Here is a 12,336-nt window from a genome sequence, read left to right on the forward strand (position 1 = left end):
AACAATCACAGTCCTTGGTCACGTTGCCACGCCCAGCCGTCGGTAGCGGTCGAGCCTGGCGGTGCGCAGGTCCGTCGGAGTGCGGGTCAGCAACATCGCCAGCTCGTGCTCCAGCACCCCACCGAGCCGGCTCAGGAACTCCGCCGGCTCGTCCGCGGCGTCGGGGTGCTCAGCCACGATGCGGTCCACGATGCCGTTGCGGAGCAGGTCCAGGCTGCGCACCCCCTGGGCGGCCGCCATCTCGTCCGCCCGCTCGGTGGTGTGGAACCGGATGGCCGAGGCCCCTTCCGGGGGCAGCGGCGAGAGCCAGGCGTGCTGCGCGCAGAGCACCCGGTCAGCCGGCAGCAGCGCCAGCGCTCCCCCGCCTGCTCCCTCACCGAGCAGCAGGCAGATGGTGGGCGCGGCGAGGGTGGTCAGCTCCACCAGGCAGCGCGCGATCTCCCCGGCCAGGCCACCCTCCTCGGCGTCCTTGCTCAGCGCCGCGCCGGCCGTGTCGATCACGGTGACCAGGGGCAGGCCCAGCCCGGCGGCCAGGCGCATGCCCCGGCGCGCCTCGCGCAGGCCCGCCGGGCCCAGCGGCTGGTCGGCGAACTTGCGGTCCTGGCCGAGCACCACGCAGGCGGCCGGTCCGAACTTCGCCAGGGCCAGCAGCAGCCCGGGCTCCTGCTCCCCCGCACCCGTGCCCTGCAGGGGAGTCACCGTGTTGGCGGCGACCTTCAGCAGGGCCCGCACCCCGGGCCGGGCCGGGTTGCGCGAGCGCTGGATGGACTCCCAGGCCGGCACGTCCGGCAGCTGCTCCAGCGGCAGGTTGGGCACCGCCGGAGGGGCCTCCCGCGGGGCGCAGAGCACGGCCAGCGCGTCGGCGGCGATCCGGCGCAGCTCCGCCGGCGCCACCACGGCGTCGATGAGCCCGCGGGCGGCCAGGTTCTCCGCGGTCTGCACGTCCGGGGGGAACTCCTCGCCGTAGAGCGCCTGGTACACCCGCGGGCCCAGGAACCCGAGCAGGGCGCCCGGCTCGGCCGCGGTGACGTGGCCGAGCGAGCCCCACGAGGCCATCACCCCGCCGGTGGTGGGGTGACGCAGGTAGACCACGTAGGCCAGCCCGGCGGCCTTGTGCGCCGCGATGGCCGCCGAGATCTTCACCATCTGCAGGAAGGCGACGGTGCCCTCCTGCATGCGGGTGCCGCCGGAGGCCGGTACCGCCAGCAGCGGCAGCCCCTCGGCGGTCGCCCGCTCGATGCCCAGGGTGAGCCGCTCGGCGGCGGCCACCCCGATGGAGCCGGCGAGGAAGCGGAACTCGCACATGATGATCGCGACGCGGCGACCCTCGATGGCCGCCTCGCCGGTGATCACCGATTCGTCCACCCCGGAGCGCTCCCGCGCCGCGGCCAGCTCGTCGTGGTAGCTCTGCTCCGGCTCGCCGTGCACGCCCCGGGGCGGCAGCGGCTCGGTGTCCCAGCGCTGGAAGCTGTCCGGATCGACCACCAGCTCCAGCAGCTCGACCGCCCCGAGCCGGCTCACGGCGCCGACTGCTCGAGCCAGGCGCGGATCTCCGCGCCGTGCTGGTCCAGGGTCGGGGGGGCCGTGTGCGTGGTGCGCACCGTGGTCTCCGACGCGTCCACGCCCGCCGGCTTGTCGGAGATCTCCTGGAAGCGCAGCGGCGGCCCGGGCAGGGTGATGGGACCCAGCGCCGCGTGGTCCACCTCCACCAGCAGCCCCTGCGAGCGGGTCTGCTCCCAGGTGTAGACCTCCTCGAGGTTGCGCACCTTGCCCGCGGGCACCCCCAGCTCGTCCAGGCGAGCCAGCAGCTCGGCGCTGGGCAGCGTGCTGAAGGCCGCGTCCACCGCGGCGATCACCGCGTCGCGGTCACCCACCCGCTCGGGGTTGGTGGCCCACTCCGGCCGGTCCAGGCCGAACTCCGGGGCGAACCGCCGCCACAGCCCCTCGCTGCCCACGGCGATCTGCACGAAGCCGTCGGCGGCGTGGAAGAGGCCGTAGGGGCAGATGGACGGGTGGTGGCCCCCCGTGGGCTGCGGGACCTCCCCGGCCACGGTGAAGCGGGTGCCCTGGAAGGCGTGCACGCCCACGATGGACGCGAGCAGGCTGGTGCGCACCACCCGGCCGCGCCCCGTGGTGGTGCGGGCGTGCAGCGCCGCGACCACCCCGTAGGCCCCGTTCATGCCGGCCAGCAGGTCACCGATGGGCACGCCCACCCGGGTGGGCTCGGCCGCGGACGGGCCGGTGAGCGACATCAGCCCGGCCTCGCCCTGGGCGATCTGGTCATACCCCGGCCGGGTGCCCTCGGGGCCGTCGTGGCCGAAGCCGGTGATCGACAGGACCACCAGCCGCGGGTTCAGCTCGGCGAGCTGCTCCACGCTGAACCCCAGCCGGTCGAGCACGCCGGGGCGGAAGTTCTCCACCAGCACGTCGGCCCGGGCGATGAGCGCGGTGAGCGTGGCGCGGCCGTCGTCGCTCTTGAGGTCCAGCGCGATGGACTCCTTGTTGCGGTTGCAGGACAGGAAGTACGTGGAGTGGCGCTCCCCGTCCGAGCCGTCCACGAAGGGCGGTCCCCAGCTGCGGGTGTCGTCCCCGCTGCCCGGTGACTCCACCTTGATGACCCGGGCACCCAGGTCACCCAGCATCATCGCGGCGTGTGGCCCGGCCAGGGCGCGGGAGAGGTCGACGACCAGGACGTCGGACAGTGGTCCCGTCATCAGGCCACCGCCCCGCCGTCGAGGAAGTCGTACTCCGCCGAGTCGGCGCCGCCGGAGAGCTGGGCGTAGCCGGGGCCGCGGTCGAAGAAGGCCTCGTCGCCGGTGCGGACGCCCCGCAGCTCGGCGCGCAGCGCCTCGGTGGCCGCGACGTCCGCCTCGGGCGCGTCGGCGTCACCAGTGATCACCACGCCGTAGTCGGCGCGGGCGGCCTCCACGGAGACCTTGCCCCACAGCACGTCCCGCACGACGTGGTCGACGTCGCGGTCGAGCGGGTCACCCCAGCCGCCACCACCGGTGGTGCGGATGCGGATGAGCCCGCCGGCGGGCACGAACTCGGCGTCGGCCAGGGCGTCCACCACCCGCTCGTTCGGGCCACCGGGGTCGATGGTCACCGAGAAGGACTCGCCGGCCTTGCCGCCCTTGACACCCCAGCAGGCCAGGATGGAGCGGTCGGCGATGGACATGAAGTGCGCGTCCTTGCGCATCCGGATGAGCTTCTCGTAGCCGAGGCCACCGCGGAACTGGCCGGCGCCGCCGGAGTCCTTGGCCAGGCCGAGGCGCTCCACGATGAACGGGAAGCGGGCCTCGGTGAACTCCGAGGGCAGGTTCCGGGAGTCGGGCACCACGTGGATGGTGTCCTCGCCGTCGGCGTAGTAGCGCCCGCCGGAGCCGCCGCCGAGCACCTCCCGCATGAGGTAGGGCTCGCCGTTGTCGTCGTTGCCGTACACCCCGGTGTAGCGGATGGTCTCCTGGTCGGCCGGCATGCGGCCGTCCACGGCCTTGGCCACCACGCCGGACAGCACGCCGAGCAGTCGCAGGATCACGAACGTCCGGGCGTTGGTCGGGGCGGGGAAGATCGGCGTGACCAGCGTGCCCGGCGGCGGGAAGCGCATGTCGATGAGGTCGACCACGCCCTCGTTGACGTCGAGCTCGGCCATCCGCTCGGGGGTGTCGGCCAGGTTGCGCAGCACCGGGGCCAGCCACTTCTTGAGGAAGTTGCCGTCGGCGTAGTCACCGCAGTGGTTGATCGGGCCCTTGGCCTGCGGCGCGGTGCCGGTGAAGTCGATGATGAGCTTGGGGCCCTCGGGCTCGTCCTCGCCGACCTTGGTCAGGGTGATCCGCTGGGTGTGCAGCTTGGGGTCGTCCACGCCGTCGTGCTCGGCGTAGTCCTCCCACGTCCAGGAACCGGTGGGGATCTTGGAGAGGATCTCGCGGCGGTAGGTCTCGGTGGTGCCGGAGACGATGGCGTCGAAGCAGGCCTCGATGGTCGCCCGGCCGTAGCGGGTGAACAGCTCGGTGAGCCGGCGCGAGCCCATCAGGCAGGCCGAGCACTCCGCGTCGAGGTCGGCGGCCAGCGAGTCGGGCATCCGGGAGTTGCGGGTCATGATCGACAGCGCCGCCCGGTTGGGCACGCCGGCGTCCCACAGCTTGATCGGGGGGACCATCAGGCCCTCCTCGAACACGCTGGTGGCGTGGCTGGGCATGGAGCCCGGCACGCCGCCGCCGATGTCGTCGTGGTGGCCGAAGGCCTGCACGAAGGCGACCACCTCGGGGCCGTTGCCGTCGTCGTGGAAGACCGGCACGGTGACGCAGAGGTCGGGCAGGTGCCCGATGCCGCCCTCGGACTGGTACACGTCGTTGTGGAAGAACACGTCACCCGGACGCATGGTCTCCAGCGGGAAGTCCCGGGCGATGGGCTGCACCAGCGCGCTGTAGGACCGGCCGGTGAGCTTGCGCAGCAGGCGGTCGTGGATGCCGGCGCGGTAGTCGTGCGCGTCGCGGATCATCGGGGAGCGGGAGGTGCGACCGATGGCGGTCTCCACCTCCATCTCGATCGAGGCGAGGCTGCCGGCGACGATCTCCTGCAGCACCGGGTCGACCACGGTGGAGCCACCTAGGGTCTGAGTCTTCATGCCGAAACCTCCGCGGTGGTGGTGACGAGCAGGTTGCCGAAGCGGTCAACCCGCGCGGTGAAGCCCGGGTGCACGGGCACGGTGGAGCCGAACTCCTCGATGATCGAGGGCCCGTGGAGCACGTCGCCGGGGGCGAGGTCAGCACGCCAGTAGACGGCGGCGTCGACGTAGCCGGTGTCGCCGTCGAAGCACACCGCCCGGGTGGCGGTGCGGGCGCGCTCCGGGTTGCCGTCGCCGGCGGCCAGCTCGGCCAGGTCCGGGCGGCGGATCGGGCCGATGCCCGACACCCGCAGGTTCACCCACTCCACGGCCTGGGTGTCGTCGCCGCGGAAGTCGTAGCCGTACAGCGCGCGGTGGGCGTCGTGGAAGGCGCCGGCCACGGCCTCGGCCACGTCTGCGTCGAGCACGCCGGCCGGCACCGGCACCCGCACCTCGAAGGCCTGCCCGAAGTAGCGCAGGTCCGCGGTCCGGTCGTAGCGGTGCTCGGCGGCCGGGAAGCCCTGCCCGGTGAGCGCGGTGCTCGCCTGGCCCTGCAGCTCGGCGAAGATCGCCTCCACCGCGGCCGGCTCGAGGTCGTCGTGGCGGCGGATGGCGGTGCGCACGTAGTCGTTCTTCACGTCCACGGTGAGCAGGCCGAAGGCCGAGACGTTGCCCGGGTTGGGCGGGACCAGCACGCCGCGCAGGCCAAGGATGTCGATCAGCCGGCACAGCAGCAGCGAGCCGGAGCCGCCGAAGGTGGCCAGGGTGAAGTCACGAACGTCCAGGCCCCGCTTCACGGTGATCTGGCGGACCGCGTTCGCCTGGTTCCAGGCGGAGATCTCCAGGATGCCGGTGGCGCAGGCCTCCGGGGTCAGGCCGAGCTCGGTGGCCAGCTCGGTGAGCCCGGCGCGGGCGGCCTCGGTGTCCAGGGGCACCTCGCCGCCGAGCAGGTGCGGGGGGATCCGGCCGAGCACCACGTGGGCGTCGGTGATGGTGACCTCGCGGCCGCCCTTGCCGTAGCAGAGCGGACCCGGGTCGGCGCCGGCCGACATCGGGCCGACCTTGAGCGCGCCCTCGGGCGAGACCCAGGCGACGGACCCGCCGCCGGCGCCCACGGTGACCACGTCGATCATCGGGATCTTGGACGGGTAGACCCCGACGCTGCCCTCCGTGGTGAGCGTGGGCTCGCCCTCGAGCACCACGGACACGTCGGTGGAGGTGCCGCCGCCGTCGCAGGTGAGGACCTGGTCGAAGCCGGCGTTGCGGGCGATCAGCGCGGCGCCGAGCGCCCCGGCCGCCGGGCCGCTGAGCACCGTGGTGATCGGCTGGTGCACGACCTCCTCGGCGGAGAGCACGCCACCGTTGGACTTCATCACGTAGAACGGCATGGGGGTGTCGCGGCCGGCGAAGCTGTTCAGCCGCTCGGCGATCGAGCGGACGTAGGCGGACACCTTGGGCTTGACCGCGGCGTCGACCAGCGTGGTCATGGAGCGCTCGTACTCGCGGTACTCGCGCAGCACCTGCGAGGAGATCGACACGACCGCCTTGGGGTGCTCGCGCGCGATCACCTCGCGCATCCGCTCCTCGTGCTCGGGGTTGGCGTAGGAGTGCAGGAAGCACACGCCGAGGGTGTCGATGCCCCGGTCGCGGAACCAGCGGGCGACCTCGACGGCCCGCTCCTCGTCGAAGGGACGCAGCTCGGCACCGGTGTGGTCCAGGCGGCCACCGATGGTCTTGACCAGGTGGGCGGGCACGATCCGGTCCGGCTTGACCCAGAAGTAGGAGTTGCCGTAGCCGTCGGGCACCGACTGCCGGGCGATCTCCAGCACGAACTCGTAGCCCTCGGTGGTGATGAAGCCGAGCTCCTCCACCTTGCCCTCGAGCAGCTGGTTGGTCGCGACGGTCGTGCCGTGGCTGACGGCGGCGAGGGCGTCGCCACCCTTGCCGAGGAGGTCGAGGACCTTGTGCACGCCGGCGATGAACCCCTCCGCGGGGTCGGCCGGGGTGGAGGGCGTCTTGGTGGTGGTGAGCTGGCCGGTGGTCTCGTCGAAGGCCACGACGTCGGTGAACGTGCCACCGGTGTCGATGCCGATGCGGATGTGGGGAGGCGTCATGGGTGCGAGTCAACTGGCACTACTCGCCAAAGTCGCTGGCAATAGTTGCCGAGGGTGCGGCACGGGTTTTAGCAGCGCTCCGGTGCGGCCGACCGACCAGCGGCGACTCCGAGTTAAGTCTGCGAGACAGACCGGTAAACCCCCAGGCGGCGGGCCGCACGTCCATTGACACCCCCGTCGGGCGTTGGTCGAATGTCGCGTAGTTCGAGACGCCGTCTCTGGCCACTTCCCCTACCGCTCAGCACCGCAGCGCTGCCCGCGACCGGGTGCACCGTCCACTGTGGCCGCCCGTCGTCGATCCCCGCGCACGTCCCCTTGTCGCCCCTGGAGGCTTCGATGACGACCCACCTCGCCCGTCCGCCCGCCCGCCCCCGCCGGCGGCTGCGCCGCCACCTCGGCGCCGTCGCCGCCGGCTGCGCCCTGCTGCTGCTGACCGCCTGCGGGGGGACGACCGGTGCGGAGTCCACCGGTGGAGGCGGCTCCGGGGACGCGGCGGCGCCGCTGGTCTACGGCATCTTCGCGACGCCGCTGGAGGAGCCCTGGGACGGCGCGATCCACACCGCGCTCACCAAGGCCGCCGACGAGGGCAAGATCCGCTACAAGCACGTGGACAACCTGAAGACCTCGGACTCGCTGGAGCGCTCCCTGCGCGACATCGCGCGCACCGAGAAGCCCGCCGCCATCATGGGTGACGCGTTCGCGGCCGAGGAGGCCGTGCGGAAGGTGGCCGCGGAGTTCCCGACCATCCCGTTCGTCTTCGGGTCCGGGGGCAAGCCCGTCGCACCGAACATGAGCGTCTTCGACAACTGGATGCAGGACCCCGCCTACCTGGCCGGAATGCTGGCCGGAGGCCTCACCAAGACCAACACCATCGGGGTGGTCGGGGCCATGCCCATCCCCGAGGTCAACCGGATCGTCAACGCCTTCGTGCAGGGCATCAAGGCCACCAACTCCCAGGCCACGGTGAAGGTGTCCTTCATCAACACCTTCTTCGACCCGGCGGCGGCCAAGCAGTCGGCCCAGGCCCAGATCGCCGCCGGTGCCGACGTCCTCTTCGCCGAGCGTGACGGCGTGATCGCCGCCGCCAAGGAGGCGAACGTCCCGGTCGTCGGCATGATGACCGACCAGTCCGCGGACGGGCCCAAGCACGTGGCGACGTCGCTGATCTGGAACGTCAGCCCCACCGTGGAGGCCGTGATCAAGCAGGCCACCGGCGGGCCCGAGGCCGTCGACCTCGGCAAGTTCTCCTTCATGAACGTGGGCGGCAGCGCACTGGCACCCCTGAACACCGACGTGGTCGGGGGCATCCCCGACGCGCTGGCCAAGCAGGTGGCCGCCAAGGAGCAGGAGATCAAGAGCGGGGCGTTCGTCACGCCGGTGGACGAGAGCGCACCGGCCGGGTCCATCGTGGTCGCGGGCGAGTGAGCGCACCGGCAGCGCGTGCACCCCACCGCGAGGCCGGCCCCGGCGACCCCCTCATCGAGCTGCGCGAGATCGGCAAGCGCTACGGCGACCTGGTGGCCAACGACGGCGTGACGCTGTCGGTGGCCGCCGGCGAGGTGGTCGCCATGCTCGGGGAGAACGGCGCGGGAAAGTCCACCCTGATGAAGATCGTCTACGGGCTGGTGCGAGCGGACTCCGGGACCATCTGGATGGGCGGCCGGGAGCTGGCCATCAGCTCGCCCCGGGACGCCATGGCCGCCGGGATCGGGATGGTGACGCAGGAGTTCTCCCTGGTGGAGACCATGACGGTCACCGAGAACGTGGCCCTGTCCGGCATCGGTCTCGGCCGGGTGGACCTGCGCGCGGCCCGGCGCCGCGTGGTGGCGGCGATGGAGCGGATCGGGGTGTCGCTGGACCCGGACGCGCTGGTGTCCACGCTGTCCATCGGCGAGCGCCAGCGCGTGGAGATCGTCAAGGCCCTCTTCCACGACTGCCGGGTGCTGATCCTGGACGAGCCCACCGCGGTGCTGGTGCCGCAGGACGTGCGGGCGCTGTTCACCACCGTGGAGCGGCTGCGCGCCGCCGGCCTCGGGGTGCTGTTCGTCTCGCACAAGCTGCGCGAGGTGGCCGAGATCTCCGACCGGGTGGTGGTGCTGCGCAAGGGTCGGCTGGTGGCCACCCGGCGGACCGCCGACGTGGACGTGGACGTGACCACCCTGGCCGCCCTGATGATGGGCATCGCCGACGACGCACCGCCGCCGTCGACGGAGGCCGCCACGGCGGTGGGCCTGCCCACCGAGGCCACACCGACCGCACCCGCCGAGCCCACCCCGGCCGCGCCCGTGCGCCCGGCCGGGTCCGCCGAGGCGGAGCCGGTGCTCCAGCTGAGCGGGCTGTCGGCGCAGCGGGGCGGTCGCACGGTGCTCGACGGGGTGGACCTGGTGGTGCGCCCCGGGGAGATCGTGGGCATCGCGGGCATCTCCGGCAACGGGCAGACCGAGCTGATGGACGTGCTGTGCGCGGTGCAGGCACCGTCGCAGGGCACGATTTGCGTGGCCGGCACCGACGTGACGCGGCTGGACAGCGGCGCTCGCCTGGCTGCCGGGCTCGGGCGGCTCACCGAGGACCGCAAGGGCAGCGTGGTGCCCACCATGAGCGTCGCCGACAACCTGGTGCTGGAGGACCTCGCCGCCTACACCCGCCGCGGGCTGCTCGACCGCTCCGCGGTGCGGGCGCACGCCGAGGAGATGATCGAGCGGTTCGCCATCCGGGCCAAGCCGGGCGACGCCATCGGCACGCTCTCCGGCGGCAACGTGCAGAAGGTCCTGCTGGCCCGTGCGCTGGCCCGCCGGCCCCGGGTCCTCGTGGTGGCCCAGCCCACCCGGGGGCTGGACGTGGGCGCCTACCGGTACGTGCACACCCAGCTGCAGCAGCTGCGCAGCTCCGGCGCCGGCGTGGTGGTGATCTCCGAGGACCTGGACGAGATCACCAGTCTCTGCGACCGGATCGCGGTGCTCTTCCGCGGCCAGGTCGTCGGCGAGCTCTCCGGCGCCGACGCCACCCCCGAGCGACTGGGCCTGATGATGGCCGGCGAGGCAGTGCCAGTCACGAGCGAGCGAAGCGACGTGGGGTTGCAGTCATGAGCGAGCGAAGCGACGTGGGAACGACGTCATGAGAATGGTCCTACGTGGCCACGAGCCGCGCTGGGTGGCCCCTGCCGCGGTGGCTATGGCCATCCTCGTCACCGTCGCCCTCACCGCCATCCCCATCCGCCTCGCCGGCGCCAACCCGCCGGCGGCGTTCGAGCGGTACCTGTTCACCCCGCTGAGCTCCACGGCGAACCTCTACGAGGTGCTGCTCACGGCCACCCCGCTGCTGTTCACCGGGCTGGCGGTGGCCATCGCCTTCCGTGCCGGCTACTGGAACATCGGCGCGGAGGGGCAGTTCCTGGCCGGCGCCATCGGCACCACGGCCATCGGCCTGGGCCTGCCCGACCTGCCTGCGCCGCTGGCCCTTCCGCTCGGCTTCCTCGCCGGAGCCCTGGGCGGCGTGCTGTGGGCGACCCTGCCCGCGTGGCTCAAGCGGCGCGCCAACATCGACGAGGTGGTCACCACGCTGCTGCTCAACCCGGTGGCCCTGCTCGTGGTGCAGGGCCTGCTGGTCGGGCCCTGGCGCAACTCCAGCAGCGGCTTCACCGACTCCGACCGGATCGGCCACGGCTACGACCTGCCGGCGCTGCTGCCCGGCACCCGGGTGCACTGGGGATTCGCCGTGGCCCTCGTGGCCGTCGTCCTCACCTGGCTGGTGATGTCGCGGACGGCGACCGGGGTGCGCATCAGGGCCGCCGGCCAGGCCCCGCAGGCCGCCGCGTTCAGCGGCATCGCCGTGGGCCGCCTGCAGTGGCGGTGCGCCCTGGTCTCCGGCGGTGTCGCCGGCCTGGGCGGCGCCTCCCAGGTGATGGGCGTGCAGCACCAGCTGACGGCGGGCATCAGCAACAGCTACGGCTACACCGGCGTCATCATCGCCACCCTCGCCGGGCTGAGCGCGGTGGGCGTGCTGCTCGTCGCCGGCCTGCTCGCCGACATCACCGTGGGCGCGGAGAACGTCTCGCTGGTGCTGCAGGTGCCCGCCCAGCTCGGCCGCGTGTTCAGCGCCCTGCTGCTGCTGGTCGTGCTCTCGGCGATGATGTGGCGCCGCTACCGCGTCCAGCTGCGCACCCACACCCGCCGGCGATCGCGGTCGAGCGCGCCCGAGGAGGTACCCGCATGAGCATCAACGTCCTCGCCCTCATCGGCGCGATGCTCACCATCGCCACCCCGCTGGTCTGGGCGGGCGTGGGCGAGCTGGTGGTGGAGCGCACCGGCATCCTGAACCTGGGCATCGAGGGCACCATGTACCTGGGCGCCTTCGCCGGCTTCCTGACGGCCGTGCGCACCGGCTCACCGTGGCTCGGGCTGCTCGTGGCCATCGTGGCCGGGATGCTCGCCGGGGTGCTGATGGGTCTGCTCACCGTCACCCTGGGGCTCAACCAGCACGTCTCCGGCATCGGCCTGACGCTGCTGCTGGTGGCGGCCTGCGAGTTCACCTTCCGGCTGCTCTACGCCGGCGACCGCCCCACCATGGAGCGCAAGTTCGAGGTGCTGCTGGCCGACGTGCAGGTGCTCAACCAGCACTGGCTCACCTACCTGGCGTTCCTGGTGCTGGCCCCGGGGGCCTGGTGGGTGCTGCGCTCGACCGGCGTGGGCTACCGCCTGCGCGCGGTGGGTGAGAACTTCGAGGCCGCCGAGGTGGCCGGAATCTCGGTGACGCGCACGCGCTACGCGGCGCTGGTGGTCGGCAGCGCCTTCATGGCCATCGGCGGCGCCTTCCTCACCCTGGCCGTGCTCGGCAGCTTCACCCTGGACATCATCAACGGCCGGGGCTGGGTGTGCATCGCGCTGGTGATCTTCGCCAAGTGGCGGGTGTGGCCGGCCCTGGGAGGTGCACTCATCTTCGCGGTGACCGACGCGCTGCAGCTGCAGCTGGCCATCACCGCCACGTTCAGCCAGATCCCCCGCGAGCTGATGCTGGCGCTGCCCTACCTGGCCGTGATCGCCGCCCTCTTCGTCTGGGGTCGCAAGGTCCGCTACCCCGCCTCCTACCTCAAGGCCTACCGCCGTGCCTGACTCCCTTTGCGAACGGAAGCACCATGACTGACCCGACCCTGACCGACGAGGCCCTGCTCGCCCACGCCCTGGCGGCGGCCCGCACGAGCCTGGCCGAGGGTGGCATCCCGATCGGCGCCGCCCTCGCCCACGACGGCGAGATCCTCGGGGTCGGCCACAACCGGCGGGTGCAGGACAACAGCGCCATCCGGCACGGCGAGACCGACTGCCTGGAGAACATCGGACGGCTGCCGGCATCGGTCTACGCCGGCGCCACCATGGTCACCACGCTGTCCCCGTGCGACATGTGCACCGGCGCGATCCTGCTCTACGGCATCCCGCGGGTGGTCATCGGGGAGAACAGCAACTTCACCGGGGGCGAGGACCTGCTGCGCTCGCGCGGGGTGCAGGTGGTGGTGCTCGACGACGCCGAGTGCACCGAGATGATGGCGGCCTTCATCGCCGACCAGCCGCAGCTGTGGCACGAGGACATCGGCGAGCAGGGCTGACGGCCAGCCGGCCGGCCCGG

Annotated in this window: 9 protein-coding genes; 5 read left to right on the forward strand and 4 right to left on the reverse strand. The window is 72.5% G+C overall.

Going from position 1 to position 12,336, the window contains the following annotated elements:
* Positions 1–18 precede the first annotated feature (18 nt).
* Genes AC3YO9_RS02170 through AC3YO9_RS02185 form a run of 4 tightly spaced genes read right to left on the reverse strand, consistent with a single transcriptional unit; the run spans position 19 to position 6,720 of the window.
* Complete coding sequence (locus AC3YO9_RS02170) at positions 19–1,521, reverse strand: carboxyl transferase domain-containing protein (protein WP_489981972.1); 1,503 nt, start codon at positions 1,519–1,521, stop codon at positions 19–21.
* Entirely contained in the window at positions 1,518–2,714 is a 1,197-nt protein-coding gene (locus AC3YO9_RS02175; RefSeq protein ID WP_489981973.1) for a CaiB/BaiF CoA transferase family protein, read from the reverse strand. Before AC3YO9_RS02175 ends, AC3YO9_RS02170 begins: the two co-directional genes overlap by 4 nt.
* Positions 2,714–4,627 (reverse strand): hydantoinase B/oxoprolinase family protein, encoded by a 1,914-nt coding sequence (locus AC3YO9_RS02180; RefSeq protein WP_489981974.1) that lies wholly within the window; start codon positions 4,625–4,627, stop codon positions 2,714–2,716. The genes AC3YO9_RS02175 and AC3YO9_RS02180 overlap by 1 nt, the downstream gene beginning before the upstream one ends.
* The gene (locus tag AC3YO9_RS02185; protein ID WP_127784120.1) at positions 4,624–6,720 is read right to left on the reverse strand and encodes a hydantoinase/oxoprolinase family protein; all 2,097 of its coding nucleotides are present in this window, start codon (positions 6,718–6,720) and stop codon (positions 4,624–4,626) included. The genes AC3YO9_RS02180 and AC3YO9_RS02185 overlap by 4 nt, the downstream gene beginning before the upstream one ends.
* A gap of 336 nt (positions 6,721–7,056) precedes the next feature.
* Here AC3YO9_RS02185 and AC3YO9_RS02190 point away from each other — a divergent pair, with 336 nt between their 5' ends.
* The 5 genes from AC3YO9_RS02190 to AC3YO9_RS02210 are packed head-to-tail and all read left to right on the forward strand — an operon-like array spanning position 7,057 to position 12,316.
* Complete coding sequence (locus AC3YO9_RS02190) at positions 7,057–8,145, forward strand: BMP family protein (RefSeq protein WP_489981975.1); 1,089 nt, start codon at positions 7,057–7,059, stop codon at positions 8,143–8,145.
* A complete protein-coding gene (locus AC3YO9_RS02195; RefSeq protein WP_489981976.1) occupies positions 8,142–9,806 on the forward strand; it encodes an ABC transporter ATP-binding protein in 1,665 nt (554 codons plus the stop codon). The genes AC3YO9_RS02190 and AC3YO9_RS02195 overlap by 4 nt, the downstream gene beginning before the upstream one ends.
* A gap of 28 nt (positions 9,807–9,834) precedes the next feature.
* Positions 9,835–10,932, forward strand: coding sequence for an ABC transporter permease (locus AC3YO9_RS02200; RefSeq protein ID WP_489981977.1), 1,098 nt, complete (start codon positions 9,835–9,837; stop codon positions 10,930–10,932).
* Positions 10,929–11,828, forward strand: coding sequence for an ABC transporter permease (locus tag AC3YO9_RS02205; protein ID WP_489981978.1), 900 nt, complete (start codon positions 10,929–10,931; stop codon positions 11,826–11,828). Before AC3YO9_RS02200 ends, AC3YO9_RS02205 begins: the two co-directional genes overlap by 4 nt.
* A gap of 23 nt (positions 11,829–11,851) precedes the next feature.
* Positions 11,852–12,316 carry a nucleoside deaminase gene (locus AC3YO9_RS02210; RefSeq protein WP_489981979.1) on the forward strand — a complete coding sequence of 155 codons (465 nt, stop codon included), beginning with the start codon at positions 11,852–11,854 and terminating at the stop codon, positions 12,314–12,316.
* Positions 12,317–12,336: the final 20 nt, after the last annotated feature.

It is taken from the genome of Rhodococcus sp. Z6_132 (assembly GCF_058133635.1).

What these genes read in the sequence shown, in the direction of transcription:
- AC3YO9_RS02175 (WP_489981973.1), bottom strand. Translation starts at nt 2,714, where the DNA reads ATGACGGGACCACTGTCCGACGTCCTGGTCGTCGACCTCTCCCGCGCC.
- AC3YO9_RS02180 (WP_489981974.1), bottom strand. Translation starts at nt 4,627, where the DNA reads ATGAAGACTCAGACCCTAGGTGGCTCCACCGTGGTCGACCCGGTGCTG.
- AC3YO9_RS02185 (WP_127784120.1), bottom strand. Translation starts at nt 6,720, where the DNA reads ATGACGCCTCCCCACATCCGCATCGGCATCGACACCGGTGGCACGTTC.
- AC3YO9_RS02190 (WP_489981975.1), top strand. Translation starts at nt 7,057, where the DNA reads ATGACGACCCACCTCGCCCGTCCGCCCGCCCGCCCCCGCCGGCGGCTG.
- AC3YO9_RS02200 (WP_489981977.1), top strand. Translation starts at nt 9,835, where the DNA reads ATGAGAATGGTCCTACGTGGCCACGAGCCGCGCTGGGTGGCCCCTGCC.
- AC3YO9_RS02205 (WP_489981978.1), top strand. Translation starts at nt 10,929, where the DNA reads ATGAGCATCAACGTCCTCGCCCTCATCGGCGCGATGCTCACCATCGCC.
- AC3YO9_RS02210 (WP_489981979.1), top strand. Translation starts at nt 11,852, where the DNA reads ATGACTGACCCGACCCTGACCGACGAGGCCCTGCTCGCCCACGCCCTG.